This window comes from Oceanobacter sp. 3_MG-2023, assembly GCF_030688925.1.
Classification (GTDB): domain Bacteria; phylum Pseudomonadota; class Gammaproteobacteria; order Pseudomonadales; family Oceanobacteraceae; genus Oceanobacter.
On the sequence record NZ_JAUYVX010000002.1, the window covers coordinates 207,565 to 229,925 of the forward strand.

Genomic DNA, 22,361 nt, shown 5'->3' on the forward strand with positions numbered 1-22,361 from the left:
AGCCTCTTTTAATGACCGATCACAGCCACTGCGACGTCGACGCAGTCAAAGCTTTTTTACTTGATTTACAGGATCGTATCTGCGCTGCACTGGAGCAGCAGGATGGCCAGGCCCGCTTCAGTGAAGACACCTGGGAGCGGGACGAAGCCGAGGGCAGCCTGCAGTTGCTTGGTGGTGGCCGTACCCGTGTGATTGCCAACGGGGCGGTGATTGAAAAAGGTGGGGTGAATTTCTCTCATGTGCGTGGGCAAACCTTGCCCGCATCGGCGACGGCCAACCGGCCGGAGTTGGCTGGACGCAGTTTTCAGGCATTGGGCGTCTCGCTGGTGATACACCCGGAAAACCCCTACGTGCCGACATCACACGCCAATGTGCGGCTGTTTGTGGCCGAAAAACCCGGCGAAGCGCCGGTGTGGTGGTTTGGTGGTGGTCTGGATCTGACGCCGTTTTATCCATACGAAGAGGATGTGGTGCACTGGCACCAGACCGCCAAGGACGCCTGTGCCCCCTTTGGTGATGAAGTCTTCCCGAGATACAAACAGTGGTGTGACGAGTACTTTTTCCTCAAGCACCGCAACGAAACCCGAGGCGTTGGCGGCCTGTTTTTTGATGACCTCAACGAATGGGGTGGCGAGCGTAATTTCGACAAAAGCTTTGCCTTTATGCAAGCGGTGGGTAATGCCTATATTGATGCCTATGTCCCGATTGTGGCGCGTCGCAAAGACCAGCCCTGGGGTGAGCGTGAGCGCAAGTTCCAGTGTTATCGCCGTGGCCGCTATGTCGAGTTTAATCTGGTATTTGATCGTGGAACGATTTTTGGTTTGCAAACCGGTGGCCGTACTGAATCCATCCTGATGTCCTTGCCGCCGGTGGTGCACTGGGATTACGACTGGCAGCCAGAACCGGGATCGGCCGAAGCGCGTTTATACACCGACTTTTTGCCTCATAAAGACTGGGTCTGAGCACCGGGTTGACACACCATCGCCAGGATACGCAGGAGTTTCTGTATGACCGATCGTTACGCCGTTGTGGGCAATCCCATTGGGCACAGCAAGTCACCGCTGATACACACCGAGTTTGCGGCGCAAACCGGCGAAGACATTCTCTACACCGCGCTGTTATTCCCGCGCGATGGTTTTGAGCGCGACGCCCGGCTGTTTTTTGAACATGGTGGCGGTTGTGGCATGAATATCACCGTACCGTTCAAGGAAGAGGCCTATCAGCTCGCCGATGCCTATACCGACCGGGCCCGGCGAGCCGGTGCCGTCAACACCCTGAAAAAACAGCCGGATGGCTCGTTGCTGGGAGATAACACCGACGGTGCCGGACTGGTGCTGGATCTGAAACGACACCAGGTGCCATTGGCCGGGCAACGTATCTTGCTGTTGGGAGCCGGTGGTGCCGTTAAAGGTGTGCTGCAGCCCCTGCTGGAAGAACACCCGGCAGAGCTGGTGATCGCCAACCGCACGGTGAGCAAGGCGGAACAACTGGCGGCAGATTTCAGTGATCTGGGCAATATCTGCGCCAGCGGTTTTGCTGGGTTGAGTGGGCCATTTGATCTGATTATCAACGGCACCTCTGCCAGCCTGGGAGGCGACTTGCCACCGCTGGCCGATGAGCTGGTGGCACATCACACCATCACCTACGACATGATGTACGGAGATCAGGCCACGGTATTCAACGCCTGGGCCGATGCCCTCGGGGCAGCACAGACGATCGACGGTTTGGGGATGCTGGTCGGGCAGGCCGCAGAAGCGTTTTACGTCTGGCGTGGCAAGCGCCCGGATGTGGCTCCGGTGTTGTCGATGTTGCGGAACGACCGCCGTCGCTAGCGGCATGGTTCTTCTTTAGCGTGGATTCTGCTACTCAAGAGAGTACTGGCATAGCTGGTACTCAGACGTTTTTTTATGTCTTTGTATTGGCCATCTCATGCTGACCATCAGAAGTGCTTGCGCACATCAATGCAGGTTTTTGCAGAGGGCTTTGTGCAATTTGGGTGAGTACATAAATCAGAGGTCGCTCCAGGCTGCCGTTGATACGAAAAACTTCTCCGGATATGTTTGCTCCTTGAGAAAGCATGCGATGGAACATATCAAGATGCCCTCTGGGGACATAGCCAAGTTTGTGGCCTGCGTGCTCAATGAGTATTGCATCGTTGTCCACTGAATTATCTGGCTCGATCACAAAGCGGATTGAATCACCCGCTTTTAATGTTTCTGCTTTAACTTCTGTCTCGTGCCGAAAACCGGCAATTTCAATCAGTATTTCAAATACTTCCGGAGGTTCGTCAAAAGGATGAACCAGCTCAAAACCATCATCTGGCAATTTGGCACCGCTATAACCGAGTAAAGCAAAATCACTTAGTTGTGCATCTTCCGGAATGGCCCGAAGGGCCATGTAGCGAGTAAAATCACGCCGACTACGTGGTGGCAGACGCCGGGTAAATGCCTCCATTACCTGATGTTCATGCCTTTCTTGTTGTAGCGGAAAAGCAGGATGACCCTGAAACCCCATTTGTTTGGCTTGTGTCATGTCGTGTTCAGCACTGTACTGCAACACTACCTTTTCACCTTGTTTTACTATTTGGCCCACACGAAATCGCGAGCGTTGTTGGCTCTCGCGCGCCTGCCAGTACAGCAGTAATCGTTGTGGCTCAACCAAGTGTTCGATGAAACGGTTCATGTCAGTTCTCCAGTGCCTGTAGCAGGCCATCTCTCCTTGTCAGGGTCAGCAAGGTAATAAAATCAGCCCGTTGCTGAGTCAATGGATGTGGCATATCAAAAAGAGTCATATCATGCAACGGCTGTCTGATTTCATCTTCGCACAGCCCTGTCAGGCGCTCTATCAGTATTGGTTTGATTCTGGGGAAATACTCACAATAGCGGACAACACCTTCGGTTAATGATAGGCGCTGGGTATCCTCGGAGTGCCAACGCATTTGGTGTCGGCCTCTGCGAATGTAACAGTCTAGCTGATGATGGTCGCGCATCATGTTCTGCATTTTGTCCCGCTGCAACTCGTGCCCGAGACTGGTGCCGTTATCAAAATAAGGAGCAAACCGTACAGGGGGATCTGTTTCTGACCAAATCAATCCCCAATTCTCTTGATGACGATCGGTATTGCCGATCAAGGCATCAAAACACAGGCACAATCCCCAATAATATTGCCAGTCGGATGCGAGGTATTTCTTGCGCTCCAATACCTTGCTCAGTTTGATTATAGTCGTCAGGTTGTGCTGTCGGCCCTTTTCCCGGTCATAGCCAGGAATAAGGCGCTGCATATATTCCCCGCCGGCAAAGAAGCGTTCTTCAGGGGAGTTGGGATAACCCAGAAACCACTCATTTAGCGTTCCTGGCTCGTTACGGGTTGAATCGATCGCTACAAACACAGGGGGAAGCCTGAGTTTCATCAGGCACCCGATACGAAAAGCGATCACTTCGGCCCAGTACTGATCTGGATAACGTGATTGTTCCGGATTTCTGGCACTTTTGATGGATTCTTTAAACAGGTAGCGATGACCAGGAAGACAGAAATCAAATGGAGCTTTCATCGGGCACACGCGCAATGATTTCTCGCGCGCCCCAACGGGAAAGACTTCGTAGTCCTGATGGATATTCCAGTTTGCAATATCGATGATCTGATCAGGCTTCTGATAAACCTCTTGCCGATCAATCATGGCGTTGTTACGCCATTAAAAGACAAAATTCCTAACTGGTGTAATACGGCATACGATCGACAGACGATCTCTGTATGGCAAAGAAATAGTATCCATGAATCGAGGCTCTAACAACTTGTCGGTTTGCCCAGCAGATAGCCAGGGGGACTACAGACGGTTATGGGAGACAGGCATAAAAAAACCGGCTATTCAGCCGGTTTTTTTCGAGCGTGGTGCGACTTACTTGAATTCGTACACGGTAGTAGTACCGGACACTTCGTTACCCACAATAACCAGGGCGTTACCGCTTGGGCTGTTGTCGGCAGAGACAAAGGCCAGACCTTCTGGAGCCAGATCGCCAGCTGCGCCAGCGGCCAGGTTGCCATCGTCGATTTCGTCGATATCAACAGAGAAGTCACGGTTCAGTTCGTAGGTTACAAACTGTGGTGCGAACGGGTTGCTGACGTTAAACACCATGATGCCACCCTGACGTTCGAGACCAATAAACGCGTAGGTTTCGCCGTTCACTTCACCCAGAGTCAGGCCTTCTGGCTCTGGCCCTTTGTTGTCGGAACGGTTGTCGATCTTGTTGTTGTCGTTGGAGGCGTTGAAGTAATAAGGCGTGGTATCGGCAACGGTTTGCTCGAACTGATCGCCAGAATCAAACACCAGGTCGCCTTCTGCATTCCAGATAGAGAACGAGCGCGCGCCGTAGACGTAGATTTCATCGATATCGCCGTCGTTGTCGGTATCGCCATCAACGCCGGATACGGTCAGGCCACCCAGGCCAGCGTCGGCGTCTTGCAGTACGGCAATCTGGTCGGAAGTGAAGGCTGTGGTATCCAGGTCCAGGTCTTCCAGATCGGATTCTTCAGAGAAGCCATCGTAGTCCCGAGCATCACCTTCGTTGGCGGTAACGATATAGGTGTTGCCGTTAAACGAGTAAGAAGCGATGGAGTCTGGCATGTACATGCCAAGCAGTGGTTGCTGTTCGATATTGGCAACCTCGTCTTCCTTGTTGGCATCCAGGCCGTTGCCTTGAACACTGTGGTCCTTGAAGCCCAGCGCTACTACGTCTGTTACCGTAGCGGTAGCGATGTCGACGATTGCCATGGCGTTGTTTTCTTGCAGCGATACAAAGGCCGTGCTGTTGTCGGCAGACACTGCAATATATTCTGGCTCCAGATCCTGGGCGACGGTGGCACCAGGGCCAAAGATACGGACGTCGTCATCAATCGGGGTGGCGCCATCAGTATTGAACGCAGAGAAGCCCGCGGTGCTGACGGTTGGTACGCCGTTGACGAGGCGGATGATGGAGACTGAACCCTCTGGGTCAACGGTGTAATCATCGTTGGGCTCGCCTTCGTTGGCGACCAGTACGGTGTTACCGTCGGGTGAGAAGGTGATCATATCTGGCAAGGCACCCACTTCAACAGAAGCAAGGAACGTCAGCGAGTCGCTGTTGTAGAAGTAAGCACGACCGTTGTCCTGTTTGGTATCTGCTTCGACGGCGAGGGCCAGAATGCCATTACTGACGGCAACGCTGTTAACACCACCGACTTCGAAGCCGGCTACACCGGCGTCTTCGGCAGAAATAGTGCCCAGCAGCGTTGGGGCGGATGGATCATTCAGGTCGAGCACGTCAACCGCGGCATTCCCTGAGTTGATCACAAACAGTTTGTTGGTGGTGCTGTCGAAGGCAACGATTTCAGCACCGCCATCGTCATAAATACCCGACTCATAACGGCCGACCTGAACCAGCTGACCACTGAAGCCATCAACACCATCGGTACCATCAACACCATCGGTACCGTCAACACCATCGGTGCCGTCAACGCCATCGGTGCCGTCAACGCCATCGGTGCCGTCAACGCCATCGGTGCCGTCAACACCATTGGTGCCGTCAACGCCATTGGTGCCATCAACACCATTGGTGCCGTCATCGCCATCAGAGCCACACGCAGCCAGCAGTGATGCCATTGCTACAGCCAGTGCCGTCTTCTTCATCATCTCAAGAGTCATTGCGATATCCTTTGTAAGCCAATGTTTTTTAAGGTCATATATGGTGCGTTAGCGTATGACTGTTTAATGACAGTGCTTTGACTCGGGTATGACAGTTGGATGACACTCAAATGGCAGAATGCTGACGCCATTAAAGAGTTTCAGAGAGGCTAGGGAGCGGGTGTTGGAGTGGGTGTTACTGATCCATTAAAGAATCAATACAAGCGAGAAGTGGATCATAACCGGGCAAGAAAACGGTAGCCGGTGTGGTGCGGCCAACAGCGGAACAACCGCCAGAGCTGGCGGCTGTTCAAGACCTGCAATCGCTGGGAATCAGCTTTCAAATTCACCGTTATGGTAGATTTCCTGCACATCTTCCAGATCGTTCATCAGATTGGCAAAACGCTCAAAGTGCTCGACATCGTCGGCGGCAATCGGGTGCGGCATCTGCGGCAGATAGGTGATTTCTTCCATTTCGAAATCAATATCAGGACGCCAGCTGGTCAGAGCGGTTTTGGTTTTGAAAAACTCAGTAGGTGGCACCAGCACCGTTACCATGCCGTCTTCGCAGTCGATATCCGAGACATCGATATCCGCTTCCATCAGCATCTCCAGCGCGTCATCTTCGCTGTCATCGGCAAATACAAACATGGCGCGATGATCGAACATGTGTGAGACCGAGCCCTGGCTGCCCAGTTTGGCCTTGCATTTGGAGAACACACCGCGGATTTCACCGAAAGTACGGTTGGGGTTATCGGTCAGGGCGCTGATCAACACCATGGCCCCACCCGGAGCAATGCCTTCGTACAACGCGGGCTGGAAATCTTCGCCCGTGCCACCGTTGGCTTTGTCGATGGCCTTCTCGATCACGTGGGTCGGTACCTGGTCTTTCTTGGCCCGATCGATCAGGGAACGCAACGACAGGTTTGCCGATGGGTCGGTACCGCCCGCCTTGGCGGCTACATAAATTTCACGGCCATACTTGGAGTAGACCTTGGTTTTTGCCGCGGCCGTTTTGGCCATGGATTCTTTCCGGTTTTGATACGCTCTGCCCATGGGAATCAGTCTTTTCTTGGGTGAATAAGTCAAAAAACGCCCGAATTGTACCCATTGCAGCGGAAGCTGTCTTGTCGATCCGGCCGCAGGCCATGGATTTCCACCGCAAAGCCGACGTCTGTCAGTCGTTGCTGAATCATTCTGAGCGCCAGAAAACAGCCTTCTGACCGCTGATTAAATCCGCGGCTGGCCACATTGCCGCTCAGTGACTGGGCTTGCCGGCCAGATAACGTTCACGGAACAGGTTGAAATATACCGCCAGACGGGCGCTGGCAACCGGTGCCTGCAACTGCTGCAGGATCTCGATCGTCACCTCAGCAGTACCCAATTGATAATCGTGCGCCGCTTCCCGTAACTGATAGTTGCCCGGAGCCTGTGGCTGAATACCCAACACCGGCAGATTAGCCAGACTGGGGCTACGGAACATCTTGCGCGCTTCGCGCCAGCTGCCATCCAGCAATACCAGCAGCGGTTTGCGCCGGGACTCAGCGGCCTGTGTACGGTATTGCTGCAACGCCGCAGGAGTATCGAGGCGACGGTGACTGTCGGCGTACTGGAACGGAAACACCAGTACAGGGGCATAAGCCGGATTGGTCAGCAACGCCAGCAGGGCCGGATCCGGCTCGGTGCGATTCCACAGAAAAGCGTGATTATCGCTTAATACATCCGCCACCAGACGGCCGCTGTTACTGGGTTTGTAGACCTCACCCTTATAAAAAATCAGACAAACGGCCGCTTCATCCGACGGCGCTGGCCGTTCTGAACACAAACACAAGGGCACCGACAGCAAACAATGCGGACAACGAACCATCCGCCCGCCACGGGCAATAAATGCCCGCCGGGACTGCGCCAACTCGCGCTGACGCAGACGAGTAACCGCATTTTCGAGCACAGGAGGAACATCAGACATGATCAGTACACGGGGAGAAAAGGGAGCGCATAGTGAGGCAAAGTGACCGCAGCGGCAAATTGTGGTTGCCTTATCGGGTAGAAGCGGGCCAGACCGTCGTCAGAAAACCGGGACAGAACAATGGTTAAACAGCGGTGTTTGGGTGGTTGAACAGCGATACCGGGCGATAGGGGATAGGGGATAGGGGATAGGGGATAGGTTCGGAGTATGAACCGGTATTGAACAGGCCTGGCGCGGTTAAACAATAGCCCCGAGAGACAGAATAACGACAAAAACCACCACTACTCCTGATTTTATGACCAAACCAGGACACTCCAGCAAATACCTGCACCCAAATGGATGACAGCCAAGTACACTCCACCTTGGTACATCCACACCAGATTCAGGCACATCGCAGCAAACCAGCGGAGATCAGCATGCGCACCATCACCACCCAGGAATTTTTTGAAGAATATCGCCCCATACGTAACCCCCATAACGAACAGGCCGGACTGGATGGCTGCCTGATGGGGCGTAGCGGACTGGAGTACGCCCGAGTGCTCGAAATCATGCAAGAGTCCCCCGAAAACGTTTGGACCTATGCCGATAGCGGCAGTGAAACACCGGTATTAAGCAGCGGCTTTACCTCCCTTAAAAGCCTGGGCTACGTGATTACCCGCGAGCCAGCGGACGTCTTTATCGAGGTTGTGGGGTAGTATAATTACTGAAATTTCTAAAAAATATTTGTTAGATTTGTCCTTAATGATGAGGTTTTTCTGATGGAACAGGGTATTTACGAACAACTAATCACTGAGTCACTTAAGCTGCAGTTGAATAGTGATAAATACTATATAGCAGAACGAAAAATTGAGCCGGATGAGGCCGCATTATGGTTGGCAAATTTTTTAGCAAAGATTTTATCAATAGCATTAGAAAACCTACCAAGATCAGGTAATTCATTAAAAGATAAACTAGAATTCACTAACCAATTGATGCAATGGGTTGATGATAATTTACTGGAAAAAAATTTATTAAGTGAGAATTTACTCGACACTAAAGGCCGAATTCTTACAGCCTTGCTGCAGAAAGAAAACCCCATTGCCGCAGACTTAGAAGCCTACGCAGAGAGAATAATGCCGCTGACAGGACTGTCTGAAAGTGAATTGTTCTGCGGTAATAATTCTGGATTGTCACTTGAGAGTGAGATTAAGCGAGAGATTTTATCGGCAGACGAAATTTATTTATTAGTATCGTTTATAAAGTGGACTGGTATTCGTATTTTCAAAGATGAATTAGAAAGTTTTACTAAATCTGGTCGAAAATTAAAAGTCATTACAACTTCTTATATGGGAGCAACAGATTTTAAAGCGGTACAGTTTCTGGCTGGTCTGCCGAATACGGAAGTAAAGCTCAGTTACAATACCAGCTCTGAGAGGCTGCATGCTAAATCATATTTGTTTAAACGTAAAACTGGTTTTGATACCGGATATATTGGCTCATCGAATCTATCTCATTCGGCATTGACAAACGGGCTCGAATGGAATCTAAAGGTTACATCGCAAGAGATTCCACATATTTTGAAAAAATCTTTGGATATGTTTGAAGTATATTGGAATTCGAGTGACTTTGAAGTATACGATGGATCTGAATGTAGTGAGAAAAAACTACGAATATCTTTAAGTAATGAAGGTGGTTCGAAATATGAATTCTCAGGTGTGGATTTTGATATAAACCCTTATCCTCATCAGAAAGAAGTGTTGGAGCGATTAACTGTAGAAAGGCAACTACATGGTCGTTTCCGTAATCTTATCGTCGCTGCAACAGGTACTGGAAAAACTTTAATATCAGCATTTGATTTTTCACGCTATTATCGTGCACATCCACAGGCGAAATTTTTATTTGTTGCTCATCGACAGGAGATTTTACAACAAGCGCTGTCCAGTTATCGATCAATTTTGCGTGATAAAAATTGGGGGGCATTATGGTTTAGTGGCGAAAGTCCAACAAGTTATGATTCTCTCTTTGCTTCAGTTCAAAGCTTGAAAAATAATTTGTCAAATGGAAAGTTGTCGCTGACAGGTGACTTCTATGACTTTATTGTTGTTGATGAGGTCCACCACATAGCAGCCAATTCATATCGTGAAATATTGTCTTATTTTAAACCAAAAATATTACTTGGTTTGACAGCCACTCCTGAGCGTCACGATGGCTTAGATATACTTGATGATTTTCATGGTGTTATTGCTGCAGAAATTCGATTGCCAGAGGCTATTAACCAGCGAATTTTGACACCATTCCATTATTTTATGATTTATGATGATACCAATTTAGCATCAGTTAATTGGAATAATGGGCGATATGACCAGGCAGAATTGAGCCGTCTTTATAGACAAGATCCTGTGAGAACCAAACACATCTTACAGGCAATGACAGATATCTTAACAGATGTCTCTGAATGTAGAGCATTAGCTTTTTGCGTCGATCGAGAGCATGCTGAATTTATGGTGAATGAGTTTTTAAAGGTAGGATTAAAGGCGGGGTGTTTGACCTCAAATAATAGTCATGAGAGAGATTTGTTACGTCGACAGATTAGAATGGCAGAAATTAATATATTATGTGTTGTTGATATGTTTAATGAAGGTGTCGATATTCCAGAGATCGATACATTATTGTTTTTGAGGCCTACAGAATCATTAACTGTTTTTTTGCAGCAACTCGGACGTGGATTACGACTTACAATGGATAAGGATAGTTGTACGGTTCTGGATTTTGTTGGAAATTCACGCTCGGAGTATGATTTTTCTTCGCGCTTGCGGGCATTGATTGGAAAAACTAAAAAATCAATTAAGGAAGAAGTTGAAAATGGCTTTCCTCATCTTCCATCTGGCTGTAACTTAGTGGTAGAAGAAAAAGCAAAAGCTCAAATTTTAAATAATATACGAGCAGCAGTTTTTAACTTAACACGACTAAAGAGGATGCTAGTTAATTTCAAACACCAGACTGATTTACCGCTTACTTTGTCAAATTTTTTGAAAATAAATCCTCAAGTCACTATTGAAGATATCTATAAAGTTCAAACTAACAACAAGCGAGGGTGGAATCAATTGGTTGATTCTGTACTTTCTGGAGAAATACAAGAACCTGAAGTAGGAATGGATTTGACAAACCCTTATGGACGGGCCATATATCGACATATTATGTCTTGTAATAGCATGGACTATCTTAAATTTCTTAAAACGTTATGTTGCAGTAATTTCGATATGCCATTGATTTCCAAAAAAGAAAAGATATATGGAATTATGACGCATTACGCATTTTGGGGTAAGCCTGGTCTTAGTCTCGGATTTTCCTGTCTAGAGGAAAGCCTTAGGGCTTTGAAGAATGAAAAATTACAAGCAGAGCTTGTAGATGTTATTGATATTTCTATTGGCCGGATTGAACATGTAGAGATTGCTCCTGATAATATTTTTGATGTCCCACTGTTTTTGCATAGTAGATATTCAAGAGAGCAAATATTCACGGCTTATGGATTAAATGATTTTGAAAGTGAGACGGTTGCCTTTGAGGGCGTTATTTCTGTTAAGAATACAAATACCGAACTATTATTCGTAACATTAGATAAGACAGAAAAACATTTCTCTCCTACCGTGATGTATCATGATTATGCAGTAACAGAAACTCTTTTTCATTGGCAAACACAAAATAGTGCTAGGCCTGATCGTGGCAGGGGAAAAGATTATATTCAACAAGCTATAAATGGTCGAAAAATAATATTATTTGTACGCGAAAAAACCAAAGATTTGGATGGTAGAACTATGGCCTTTGTTAACTTGGGATGTGTTAATTACGTAAGCCATTCTGGCTCTAAACCCATGAATATTACTTGGGAGCTTGAAAAGCCAATGCCTGCATTTATTTGGCATGCTGCTGCGAAGCTTTCCTTAGGTTGATATCATTTTTTTACAGGGCTGCTGTAATTATTTTAAATGATGATCTGATACCAGTAAGCTTGTTATTAAATTATGCCTGTCGGCACTAATTTAGTGTGGGCTCTGTCTTTCCCCGGTGTCAGCAGCAACTCTCCCCAATCTGCATAATCGCTGGAATTGATCCGCTCTTCTCTCTCCTCTCACTCCCTGAATGGTTGTATTAATAACTGATCAATCCTTGAATCCTGAGGCTGTCGATATTGTTTCAGGCCAATGGTCATATTGAGGTGGCCATCCTTGGGTTGGGGGACGTAGGTGCCAAACAGCTGATCCCATACACTCAGGAAGAAGCCGAAGTTGGAGTGGGTTTCAGCTGGGTGCCAGGAATGATGCACGCGGTGCATATCGGGGGTAACGATGATCCGTCGCAGGTGGCGGTCGAGGCGGTCGGGCAACCTGATGTTGGCGTGGTTAAACATGGCAGAGGCGTTCAGCAGGATTTCAAACAGCAGGACGGCCAGTGCCGGTAAGCCAAGCAGGGTGATAACGGCGGTTTTGATCAGCATCGACAGCAGTATTTCCAGCGGATGAAAACGCAGGGCGGTGGTGACGTCGATATCAAGATCGGTGTGGTGCATGCGGTGTAATCGCCATAATAACGGCACGGCGTGAAAAACCCGGTGTTGCGCCCAAATCAGGTAGTCCAATAGCAGGATGGTCGCAACCAGCAGCAGGGGGCTGGGCAGCTGTTCAAGCAGTGGGGTATGCAGTAGTCCCCAATGGTGTTGTTCGGCCAGCAGGGCGATGCCGACGGCAGCGGCAGGAAACAGCAGTCGCAGTATCAGGCTGTTGAGAACGACGAGGCCGAGGTTGTTGAGCCAGCGTTGTGGTTTGCTGGCGTGGAGCGGTCGGCGTGGCTGGAGCATTTCCAGTAACGCCATCAACAACAAGACCCCAAAAAAGACGCTGGTACGGATGATCGGTTCATATGTCTGCCAGTCGGTCATGGTCTGTCCTGTGGGTCCTTGAGGTCTGTGTTGGTAGCCTGTCAGCAGCAGGCCTGGGTATTGGTGTCGGTTTCCGGTAGCGCATTGCCACAGCCTTCAAATAACCCGAAGTGCTGGCTGAAGTCACCGATAAAACGGAAATGTTCTGCAAAGCGGGTATCGTGCAGCATTTTCCAGGTGTTGCCGCATACCGGGAACAGGCGTCCGGCTTCGATGCGGTGATGGCTGTCCAGTTCAAAACAGTGAGGCGACAGGGTCTGGGTGCCGTTATAGATAACAGCCTGGCCATAGTCTTCGCATTCACTTTCCAGCCCTTCGAGTTTGAACAGTCGATAGGTGGCGGAAGAGAAGCGTAAATTGCCGGTCGACAAGGCCAGGGCATCGTCGGTGATTTCCAGCGGGTGAGCCTCGACTAAACGCGGGTCAGCAAAGCCATTGGCTTTTGAGAGCCGCAGGAAATCTTGGGTATACAGGGCGCCGCCCAGGCATTCGCCATATAACACCGGGTCGTTACGTACGGCAGCGGGGACGCGGCGGTCGGAATACACATCGGAGAAGAAAAATTCACCACCGGGTTTCAGCAGTTGATGGACGCCTTTCAGTACGGCGGCTTTGTCGGGGGAGAGGTTGATCACGCAGTTGGAAACAATGACGTCGAATGACTCAGGTTCCAGACCGAGTTCGTCGAGTTTTTCGATAAAGCCTTGAATAAAACGAACGTTGGAAAAACCAAATGCATCGGCGTGCCAGTCTTGATGTTGGCGTGCAACGGCCAGTTGTTCGTCGGTCATATCGACACCAATCACTTCACCTTCAGGCCCGGCCAGCTGAGCCAGGGCGTAAACATCACGACCGGCACCACAACCGAGGTCGAGAATCCGGCAACCGCGTAATTGGGTTGGGCATACCAGTCCGCAGCCGTAGTAGCGGGTTAATACTTCCGGGTGAATGGCGGCCAGCAGGGGTTTGAGCCAGCCCGGCATGGCGGTTGGGTCGCAGCAGGCGGTGGTTTTCAGGTCGGCGGAGCTATGTAGCTGTTTGCCGTAGTAGTCTTGAACGATGTCATGCATATCAGTGGCTCCGGAGCGGGGCTGGTTGTGAGGTCGATGGGTAATCAGCAGGCGTTGAGCGCTTCTGTCACCAGCCAGTGGCTGGGCAGATGGCGCAGGTCGTCGGGTTCGTCGATATCGTGCAGCATGGGTTGTTCGGCCAGGGTGCGCTGGTCAGCCAGAATGCGTTCACGGCTGAGTTGTGCCACGGCGGCGGTACTCCAGGGCATATTGGTAAACAGGCTGTCCAGCGGTTGCCGTAATCCGAGCAAGGTATAGCCGCCATCGCTAACGGGCGTGAGGCAGGTGTCATGGCTATCGAGAGCATGTGCGGCTGCCTGTAAATGGTCACGGTTCAGGCCGGGGCAATCGGTGCCTATCAACAGTATGGCTTCACCGGCGGCGGTCGCACGGTGTACGACCCGGTTGAGGCGCTGGCCAAGATCGCCACCGCCTTGTTCACTGAGGGTGACGAGAGCTGGCAGTGCCAGAGTCGACCAGATCGGATGGTGTACCGAAGGGCTGACACACAGTTCAACCGGGCCAATTCCGGCGGCCAGTGCTTCGGTGAGAGTGTGTTGCAGCAGGCGCTGGGCCAGTTGGGCAGACCCCTGTTCTCCCAGGGCCGGAATCAGCCGGGTTTTGGCGTAACCCGGCAGTGGCGCTTTGGCCATGATTACCAGTCGTGTACGGGTGTTAGGTTTGCTCATGTTTTGTTGTATTCCTTTGCCAGTTGTTCTGCCGGCGCGCCGCGCCAGTAAGCCCAGCGTAACCGCCACATCAGGAAAATGGTGCGCCACACGCCATGTTGCAGCCAGCGGCGGCCTGAGGTGTGTACCTGGGCGCGCAGGCAGTGTGGGCGTTGTTGGCGCTTCAGACGCTTGGACAGCTCGATATCTTCCATCAGTGGCTGGTCGGGAAACTGGCCAACGTGGTCGAACAAGGTACGGCTGACGAACATGGCCTGATCTCCGGTGGCAATACCACTCAGGCGAGAGCGCAGGTTGATCAGGGTGGCAATCACCGTCAGCATCAGGGCGTCACCGCTGATCGTTACATCAAAACGTCCCCAAAGTGGTGATAAATGATGTTGAAGCAGTGGCTCGATCACCTGGTGTGGCTGTTCCGGTAGCCGGGTATCGGCATGCAGGAACAGCAGCAAGTGCCCTTGGGTATGCTGAGCGCCGGTGTTCATTTGTCTGGCCCGGCCACGGGCTGACGGTACTACCCGGAACCCGGCTTGGGTGGCAATGGCGACCGAATCGTCCCGGCTGCCGCCATCGACCAGCAAAACGTCGCAGCGGTGGCTGCCTATCTGTTCTCTAACGCGAGTCAGATGGGCCAGCAAGTCGGGCAGGGAGCCGGCTTCGTTCAGCATCGGGACGATGATGGACAGCACCGGGCTGTGCTCCGGTATCCGGTGCTCAGGGCAGGGTGCGGTTAAGTCGCCAGTCATAGTCCAGATACTCGATGTCTTGTTGGCCTGCTTGCAAGCGTTGAATGGCGTCGTCTGGTAATGCTAGGGCGGCATGATAGTGAAGGAAGAAATCTTCCAGCCGTTGGTAGCCTTTCCAGCCCTGTTCAAAATCCTCGCGATACCATTTGAAAATCGAGGAGACTGCCAGAACGTCGCCATCGAGGCGGTTTTGCTGACGGTTGCTGAGGAACTGGCGCGTCTGCTCATTCAGCTGAATGTCGAGCTGGGCGCCGCTGTAGGCTTCTGCCCGTAAGGGCGGACAGCCTATGCTGGCGCAGTTCACGGCAAAGTGAATCAACGGGTTGTTGTAGCGTCCGGGCTGTCGAATCAGCGTGTGTTCAATATCATCCAGCGAGCGGGTTTGGCCCAATAAAGGGATAATTTCCTTGCTCCAGGGTGAGCTGAAAAAATTACCCAGGTCTTTGATGGAGTCCAGGTTGGGCCAGGAGGTCAGAATGCGTTCGACCGTCCAGGCGTTATAGGCATTGATCAGGAAGGCCAGTTGTTCGTCTTTGTGCCATTGCTGGAAATCGGCTTCTGATACGGTCGCGAGCGCTTCCAGATACTGCGTCAGTAACGGTCGTTCGGCATTGATGCCTTGATAATCCACCTGGGTGGATTGGCCATCGGCAGTGGTGTGTACATAACGGCTGAGCAGCTGATTCCATTGGGTATGGTCGAAGGCTGGTCCAGCTTCACTGTTGTCCATTGCTTGTTCGGTATGTACGGCTTGTCCGGCATTAACCGTTTGCCCTGCGTCGATAACCTGATCGCTGGCGCCAGGCTGGTCAGGTGCCGCGGTGTCAGCCTGGACAGGCAGTGAACCCAGCAGCGAAAACAGTAGGGCCAGGCCACTGGCCATAACCCGTTTGGGCCGGCGTTGACGAGCGCCTCGCACTCCTGGTTCTGCCATTGGAGGATGAACTTGACGGTGAATCTCGTGAGTATCAGGCATTGCCGCGTCTCCAGTTATGGTAGCGTTCCAGCCAGGCCAGTACGCGCTCTGGTGCATGTGCCCGCTTCCATTCGCCAGCGACGTATTTATTGGCTTCGGCCCAGGTTGGGTAAGCGTGGATGGTGCCAAGCACCTTGTTGAGTCCCAGGTTGTGTTTCATGGCCAGTACAAATTCGGCCAGTAGATCGCCGCCATGTTCACCAACAATGGTGACGCCGAGAATGCGATCTTTACCTGGCACGGTCAGTACTTTGACAAAGCCATGGGCGGCACCGTCGGTGATGGCCCGATCGAGGTCGTCGAGGTTGTATTGGCTGATTTCATAATCGATGCCTTGGGCTTTGGCTTCTTGCTCGTTGAGGCCAACCCGGGCAATTTCAGGGTCAAGAAAGGTCGTGGCCGGGATGACGCGATAATCGACGCGGAATTTCTTGAATGAGCCAAACAGTGCATTCACCGCAGCGTACCAGGCCTGGTGGGCGGCAACGTGGGTAAACTGATACGGCCCAACCACATCCCCGGCAGCAAAGATATTGGGGTAGAGCGTTTCCAGATATTCGTTGGTGACCAGGGTGCGGTTGGTTTCGATATTAAGATTTTCGAGGCCATAGCCGTTCAGCCGGGCACTGCGGCCGATGGCACACAGTAGCTGGTCAAATTCCAGGGTGATTTCTGTCGTCTCCTGAGACGGCTTGGCCGGGTCATGGGCGACCAGAACAATACGCTTGCTAACGCCTGTTTCAGTCTCGACCTGTTCGCAACGCACGACGCGATGATGGGTCAGCAGCGTGACGCCATCTTGTTGTAATGAATCGGCAGCCAGGGTGGACACGTCTTCGTCTTCCCGTGCCAGAATGCGTGGGCCACGTTCAATTTGCGTAACCTGAGAGCCGAGACGGGCAAAGCTTTGGGCCAGCTCGCAGCCGATCGGGCCGCCTCCCAGTACCACCAAGCGTTTTGGGGCTTGATCCAGCTGGGCAAAGGTGTCCCATAATGTATCGCTGGTGACGTAACCAACTTCATTCAGGCCAGGAATATCCGGGATCGTCGGGCGAGCGCCAGTGGCAATAATGACTGAACGGCTGGTCAGATGCTGAACCTCGTCTTCCCCACCGGTGGACGACGGGCGACGAATTTCAACGGTCCAGGGGTCAATCAGTTTGGCGTAACCCTGCATGACCTCAACACCGAGTTTGGTGTAACGCTCGACGCTGTCGTGGGGTTCGATGGCCTGAATCACCTGATGCACCCGCGCCATGATAGTACGGAACGAGAAGCGGGGGACGTCGGTTGCTGGTGTCTCTGCTGTCAGGCCATAGTGTTCGGCATGGCGAATCTGATGCGCGACCTTGGCGCTTTTGATCAGGGCCTTGCTGGGGACACAGCCATAGTTGAGGCAGTCACCCCCCATCTTGTTGGCTTCAATCAGGGTCACTTTGGCTTTGACGGCGGCGGCGATATACGCCGATACCAAACCACCGGCACCGGCTCCAATCACTATCAGGTTACGGTCAAAATGACGGGGTTTTTTGTAGCCATCGTAGACACGTCTGGCTTTGATGACGGCCAGCAGTTTTTTGGCTAGCAACGGGAACAAGCCCAGCAGGGCAAAGGATAAAATCAGCGATGGTGACAAGATGCCAGACAGGCTTTGCAGCTGCGATAACTGGGTGCCTGCGTTAACGTATACTGCAGTGCCGGCCAGCATGCCGAGCTGACTGACGCCGTAAAATGTGGCGGCCCGGACAGGGGTTAGTCCCATCAACAGGTTGATCAGAAAGAAGGGAAAGACCGGTACCAGACGCAAGGTAAACAGATAAAAAGCGCCGTCTTGGCGGACACCATCGTTAATGGCTTGCAGGCGCTCGCCAAAACGTTTTTGTACGGTGTCTTGCAATAGATAGCGTGAGGCGAGGAATGCCAGCGTGGCACCGATGGAGCTGGCGAACGATGCAATCAGCGTCCCCCAGCCTAATCCGAACAGGGCTCCTGCGGCAAGGGTCATGATCGCCGCGCCGGGTAGCGACAGGGCTGCCATCACGATATAGGCCAGCAGGAACAAACCGCCGCTGAGCAGAGGCTCCGCCTGACGTTGCTGTTCAAAATCGCTCAAGCCGTTTTTCAGGCCGTCGAGTGTCAGTAGCTGGTTCAGGTCGAAGTAAAAAAAACTGCCAACCAGTGCCAGCGCCAACAGTATCAGGGAAAGCTTCTTCATCGGGTTCTCCAGGTTGGGCTAAAGTGCGCCGCCACAGCTGCTGCCTTGGCCTGCGGTACAACCGTAACAATGGTCGGCCACGGCGACCGGCTGGTTGTTCAGGTCGTGGGTCAACAAATCACGCAGGTGTCGGGTGGCATGGTCGGCTAACGGCATTTCAAGTTGTTGGTTAAAGTCGCAGTCGAACAGATTGCCCTGCCAGTCGACGCTGACGGTCGTGCGGCACATCACGCCAGCGAGGTTGTCGTCCTGATGGTGGCTTTTCAGCAGCTGCATATAGTCGGCAAACTGACCCTTGGAAATCAGCGTGGAACCAAAGCGTTTGATGGGCATATTGGCGAGCACAAACAGTTGGTTGAATTCGATATCAAAGTGTTGTTTCAGCTCGCGGCGATAGTCGGCTTCGAGGGCTTGTTGATTGGGCGGCAATACTGGGCCCTGAGGGTTAAATACCAGGTTCAGGGTCAGGCCACTGTTGGCTTTGCCGTAGCCCAGTTCGTTCAACAGTCGTAGTCCGGTGATGCTTTTGTCGAAGACGCCATTCCCCCGTTGCTGGTCGACATTTTTCACCGAGTAGCAGGGCATGGAGGCGACAATCTCGACGCGGTGTTCGGCGAGAAATTGAGCCAGTTGTTCTTGCCCGGGTTCGCATAATACGGTGAGGTTGCAGCGGTCGATGACCTTGACGCCAGCGGCAGTGGCCTGGCTGACCAGATAACGGAAATCATCGTGTAATTCCGGTGCGCCACCAGTCAGGTCGAGGGTGTGAATCTGACGGGCTTTTAGTATCGGTACGATCAGGTCGATGGTCTCTCTGTCCATCATTTCGGTGCGGTTTGGCCCGGCGTTAACGTGACAGTGCAGGCAGCTGAGATTGCAGCGATAGCCCAGATTGACCTGCAATATTTCCAGTGGTTGGCGTTGCAGGGCAGGGAAGTCAGTCACTTCCAGCAAGGGGAGTGTCGCGTGCATAAAGGCTCCGGTTTTGGGTAATCAAGCGGCGTTAATCGGTTGTTATTTATAAGTGTGGTCGCTGCTCGGCGCGATTGCTTACAAATAAAGAGGTTTTTTTGCGACTGTTTATTATGCGCAACCAAACGACGGACAAGCCCCGGGAGCAGAATATCGGCCTGCAGCCTGGGGGTGTCACAGGGGGTTACGGTTCAGGTTGGCGCCTTTGTGGGGTAAGAGGGATGAGTGTGGTGCAAGTCGGCTTCGTGATTCGAAATCATCCGGTGGCCCAGAGTGAGCACCGGATTAAATAGATGTCCTCAGGACACTGCCCAGCCAAATAACCGCTTTATGGACAAGGCAATGACTCAGGTGATGTGAACGGGCGGTGTAAACAGTCTGTGTGGATAGAGGGGTGGGAGCAGAAAATAATTCCCTGGCGGCCCAATCGCCAAATCAGTCAATGCCTAGCAGCAGTTCCAATGCACGCTCGAGCCGGTCGGTAATGGTATCCATTGCCAGCAGTTGTTGCTGGGTGTCCGCATCAAAAGCAATCAGTCCAAACAGTTGGAAACTGAACTCGTTGACCGGTTTGGTTTGCCAGTCGTGGGCCTGGTACATCGCCTGGAATTCCGGTTGGCGGAAAGCCAGGATATCCAGCCGTTTGAGAATCCGCTGCTTGAGTTCCTTGTGGTAGTCGTGATCGTCCGGGTCAGCCTCGCGGTCCAGGAAGGGTTCGCAGTCGTAGACCATATAAGGCAGCGTCTGTTTTTCCGCGATAGCCCGGTAGCGTTGGCGAATATGAATATTAAGCAGCAAACGGCCATCGTCGAGGGCCTTGAGCAACTCTGGCTGACCTGCCGAAAATATCGGGTAAGGCTTGTAAGTCGCCTGGTTGGAATGCAGCGCAGTGTGCGGATCCTGATTGGGCTTGGCCGGGCTGAGCAGCTTTTGGGTATGGCAGATAGCAACCGGTGTCTGGGTATCAAGACAATGCTGGATCATCTTGCGATAACGGGGTTCGAACACATGTAAGGGGAAGACGGTGCCAGGGAAGGTCACGCAGTCCGGGATGGGGAAGATACAGATATCGGTCATAAATGGTCTCCGGAACGGACGGGCGTGTGCCCGTATAACGCTGGTCAGATTGGTCTGTTATACCCTGATGACTGCGGTTGGACGATGAAAGATTGTTACGGCGGGCAGCAGGCACCCGCCGCGAGGTTCAAGGCTGGTCGTACCCTTCAGTCAGGTGTTTGTCTTTCAGTTTGACGTAGTTACCGGCACCGTAGGTAAAGAAGCTGCGTTCCTTGGCGGTGATTTCCCGTACCGGTTTGGCCGGTGTTCCCATATAAACCCAGCCGCTTTTGAGGACCTTGCCCGGAGTGACGGTCGCGCCAGCGCCGACAATCACGTCGTCTTCGACAATAGCGCCGTCCATGATCATGGCTTTCATACCGACCAGCACGCGATTGCCGATGGTACAGCCGTGCAGCATGGCCTGGTGGCCGATGGTGACGTCGTCACCAATGATCAGCGGGTAGCCGCCGGGGTTGTAATCGCTGGCGTGGGTGATGTGGAGCACTGAGCCATCCTGCACACTGGTGCGGGCGCCGATGCGAATATGGTGCATATCGCCACGAATCACCGCCAGTGGCCAGACCGAGCTGTCGTCGCCCAGTTGCACGTCGCCAATAACGACGGCGCTGCGGTCAACAAAAACCCGTTGGCCCAAGTCTGGGGTTTGGCCCTGAAAACGGCGGACGCTGTTCATCGTGGTGTACTCCTGTGTGGTGGCTTGTCTGTTATGCATGCGGTGTTGCCAGGCAGAAACAATAATAGCTTTGTAGTGGCCTGTTGGTCTTCTGGTGCAACAATGTGTCTCGGGTCGGGTGGGTGAAACACGTCTTTACTGTACTTATATTAGCGCTTCCCCACCATTCTCTAGAGGTCTTGTTTATGTCGAATCTGGATGTGTTGTTTACGCCAGTGTCACTGGGTGACATTGAGTTGGCTAACCGTTTTGTGATGGCACCACTGACCCGTTGCCGGGCTGTAGGTCATCTGCCGAATGCATTAATGGCGGAATATTATGGACAACGGGCCAGTGCTGGTCTGGTGATTACAGAATGCACGATGGTCACGGAAGGAACGTCGGCGTTTGGGAATGACCCCGGCGTGTATGCTGCCGAGCAAGTGGATGCCTGGAAGCAAACGGCTGATGCCGTACATGCCCGTGGCGGCAAGGTGTTTATGCAGATCTGGCACGCGGGTCGTGCTGCTCATCCTTTGCTCAATCATGGTAAAGAAGCCGTGTCGGCGAGTGCCATTGCAATCGAAGATGAGGTGTATACCCCGGAAGGAAAACAACCCTATACCGTGCCCCGAGCATTAACCACCACTGAGATTGCCGATATTGTGCAAGACTTCCGGCGGGCGGCAGCCAATGCCATTCGTGCGGGTTTTGATGGTGTGGAGGTACACGGTGCCAATGGCTATCTGATAGATCAGTTTCTGCGGGACAGTTCGAACCAGAGAACGGATGCGTATGGCGGCTCATTGGCAAACCGGGCTCGGCTGTTGTTCGACGTTCTGGATGCTGTCACCGCAGAAATCGGCAGTGGTCGAGTGGGGTTGCGCTTGTCGCCACTAAACAGTTTTAACAGCATGCGTGACAGTGACCCGCTGGGCTGGATGCAATATCTGGCGACTGGGCTGAACCGCTACCAGCTGGCGTATTTACACGTTATGCGGGCGGATTTTTTTGGTATTCAAAGCGCCGACGTCGTGCCCGTGGCTCGTGAGTATTACAACGGCTCCTTGATCGTCAATATGGGCTACAGCCCGGAAGAAGCGGCGGCAGCCCTCAGTGCCCGTCACGCCGATGCCGTGGCCTTTGGTACCGGTTTGCTGGCCAACCCGGATTTACCAGCTCGGGTCAAAGCCGGTGCGGCACTGAATACACCGAATCCGGACACTTTTTACACCTCGGGGGCAGAGGGTTATACCGACTATCCATCAATGGATGCCTGAGCGGTCATTGCCCTGCGGCCAGCGTCGCTTGACGTGGTTGCGGGGCGATTGTCTTCATAGTCAAAATATATCGTTACAGGATTCTGCTTGAATTGTGGCTACTTGCCCCAAATACTCTGTGTATTGCCCTCTCGATTACGGATG

At 52.2% G+C, this 22,361-nt stretch carries 19 protein-coding genes; 5 read left to right on the top strand and 14 right to left on the bottom strand.

Annotated features, from left to right (window positions below):
* The first annotated feature begins 11 nt into the window (after positions 1 to 11).
* Both hemF and aroE read left to right on the top strand, forming a co-directional pair.
* Positions 12 to 962, top strand: coding sequence for an oxygen-dependent coproporphyrinogen oxidase (gene hemF, locus Q8W32_RS02855; RefSeq protein WP_305413620.1), 951 nt, complete (start codon positions 12 to 14; stop codon positions 960 to 962).
* A 45-nt stretch (positions 963 to 1,007) separates the two neighbouring features.
* On the top strand, positions 1,008 to 1,832 hold the full coding sequence (gene aroE, locus Q8W32_RS02860) for a shikimate dehydrogenase (protein ID WP_305413622.1): 825 nt from the start codon (positions 1,008 to 1,010) through the stop codon (positions 1,830 to 1,832).
* Positions 1,833 to 1,905: 73 nt separating this feature from the next.
* Here aroE and Q8W32_RS02865 read toward each other — a convergent pair whose 3' ends face one another.
* From Q8W32_RS02865 to Q8W32_RS02885, 5 genes are all read right to left on the bottom strand, one after another.
* Positions 1,906 to 2,682, bottom strand: coding sequence for an HIRAN domain-containing protein (locus Q8W32_RS02865; protein WP_305413623.1), 777 nt, complete (start codon positions 2,680 to 2,682; stop codon positions 1,906 to 1,908).
* Position 2,683: 1 nt separating this feature from the next.
* Complete coding sequence (locus Q8W32_RS02870) at positions 2,684 to 3,676, bottom strand: hypothetical protein (RefSeq protein WP_305413624.1); 993 nt, start codon at positions 3,674 to 3,676, stop codon at positions 2,684 to 2,686.
* A gap of 219 nt (positions 3,677 to 3,895) precedes the next feature.
* Positions 3,896 to 5,677, bottom strand: a complete 1,782-nt coding sequence (locus Q8W32_RS02875) for a choice-of-anchor I family protein (RefSeq protein WP_305413625.1) — start codon at positions 5,675 to 5,677, stop codon at positions 3,896 to 3,898.
* A 312-nt stretch (positions 5,678 to 5,989) separates the two neighbouring features.
* The gene (locus Q8W32_RS02880) at positions 5,990 to 6,712 is read right to left on the bottom strand and encodes a YebC/PmpR family DNA-binding transcriptional regulator (RefSeq protein WP_303431273.1); all 723 of its coding nucleotides are present in this window, start codon (positions 6,710 to 6,712) and stop codon (positions 5,990 to 5,992) included.
* Between the two features lie 202 nt (positions 6,713 to 6,914).
* Positions 6,915 to 7,622: a tRNA-uridine aminocarboxypropyltransferase gene (locus Q8W32_RS02885; RefSeq protein ID WP_305413626.1), complete on the bottom strand. Its 708-nt coding sequence runs from the start codon at positions 7,620 to 7,622 to the stop codon at positions 6,915 to 6,917.
* A gap of 416 nt (positions 7,623 to 8,038) precedes the next feature.
* Here Q8W32_RS02885 and Q8W32_RS02890 point away from each other — a divergent pair, with 416 nt between their 5' ends.
* Both Q8W32_RS02890 and Q8W32_RS02895 read left to right on the top strand, forming a co-directional pair.
* The gene (locus tag Q8W32_RS02890) at positions 8,039 to 8,317 is read left to right on the top strand and encodes a hypothetical protein (RefSeq protein ID WP_303431276.1); all 279 of its coding nucleotides are present in this window, start codon (positions 8,039 to 8,041) and stop codon (positions 8,315 to 8,317) included.
* A gap of 63 nt (positions 8,318 to 8,380) precedes the next feature.
* Positions 8,381 to 11,551, top strand: a complete 3,171-nt coding sequence (locus Q8W32_RS02895) for a DUF3427 domain-containing protein (RefSeq protein ID WP_305413628.1) — start codon at positions 8,381 to 8,383, stop codon at positions 11,549 to 11,551.
* 179 nt (positions 11,552 to 11,730) lie between these two features.
* On the opposite strand, the gene Q8W32_RS02900 is transcribed toward Q8W32_RS02895, so the two are convergent.
* From Q8W32_RS02900 to Q8W32_RS02940, 9 genes are all read right to left on the bottom strand, one after another.
* On the bottom strand, positions 11,731 to 12,537 hold the full coding sequence (locus Q8W32_RS02900) for a sterol desaturase family protein (protein WP_305413629.1): 807 nt from the start codon (positions 12,535 to 12,537) through the stop codon (positions 11,731 to 11,733).
* Between the two features lie 41 nt (positions 12,538 to 12,578).
* Positions 12,579 to 13,607 carry a methyltransferase domain-containing protein gene (locus Q8W32_RS02905; protein WP_305413630.1) on the bottom strand — a complete coding sequence of 343 codons (1,029 nt, stop codon included), beginning with the start codon at positions 13,605 to 13,607 and terminating at the stop codon, positions 12,579 to 12,581.
* A 44-nt stretch (positions 13,608 to 13,651) separates the two neighbouring features.
* Positions 13,652 to 14,296, bottom strand: coding sequence for a TIGR04282 family arsenosugar biosynthesis glycosyltransferase (locus Q8W32_RS02910; RefSeq protein WP_305413631.1), 645 nt, complete (start codon positions 14,294 to 14,296; stop codon positions 13,652 to 13,654).
* Positions 14,293 to 15,042, bottom strand: coding sequence for a TIGR04283 family arsenosugar biosynthesis glycosyltransferase (locus Q8W32_RS02915; protein ID WP_303431289.1), 750 nt, complete (start codon positions 15,040 to 15,042; stop codon positions 14,293 to 14,295). Before Q8W32_RS02915 ends, Q8W32_RS02910 begins: the two co-directional genes overlap by 4 nt.
* Positions 15,011 to 16,018, bottom strand: a complete 1,008-nt coding sequence (locus Q8W32_RS02920) for a DUF547 domain-containing protein (RefSeq protein ID WP_305413633.1) — start codon at positions 16,016 to 16,018, stop codon at positions 15,011 to 15,013. Before Q8W32_RS02920 ends, Q8W32_RS02915 begins: the two co-directional genes overlap by 32 nt.
* Positions 16,011 to 18,233, bottom strand: a complete 2,223-nt coding sequence (locus Q8W32_RS02925) for an FAD-dependent oxidoreductase (RefSeq protein WP_305413635.1) — start codon at positions 18,231 to 18,233, stop codon at positions 16,011 to 16,013. Before Q8W32_RS02925 ends, Q8W32_RS02920 begins: the two co-directional genes overlap by 8 nt.
* 18 nt (positions 18,234 to 18,251) lie before the next feature.
* Positions 18,252 to 19,205: an arsenosugar biosynthesis radical SAM (seleno)protein ArsS gene (arsS, locus tag Q8W32_RS02930; RefSeq protein ID WP_303431293.1), complete on the bottom strand. Its 954-nt coding sequence runs from the start codon at positions 19,203 to 19,205 to the stop codon at positions 18,252 to 18,254.
* 435 nt (positions 19,206 to 19,640) lie between these two features.
* Entirely contained in the window at positions 19,641 to 20,282 is a 642-nt protein-coding gene (locus Q8W32_RS02935) for an LON peptidase substrate-binding domain-containing protein (protein WP_305413636.1), read from the bottom strand.
* A gap of 127 nt (positions 20,283 to 20,409) precedes the next feature.
* Entirely contained in the window at positions 20,410 to 20,997 is a 588-nt protein-coding gene (locus Q8W32_RS02940) for a gamma carbonic anhydrase family protein (RefSeq protein ID WP_303431295.1), read from the bottom strand.
* A 146-nt stretch (positions 20,998 to 21,143) separates the two neighbouring features.
* Here Q8W32_RS02940 and Q8W32_RS02945 point away from each other — a divergent pair, with 146 nt between their 5' ends.
* A complete protein-coding gene (locus Q8W32_RS02945) occupies positions 21,144 to 22,217 on the top strand; it encodes an alkene reductase (protein ID WP_305413638.1) in 1,074 nt (357 codons plus the stop codon).
* Positions 22,218 to 22,361 lie beyond the last annotated feature (144 nt).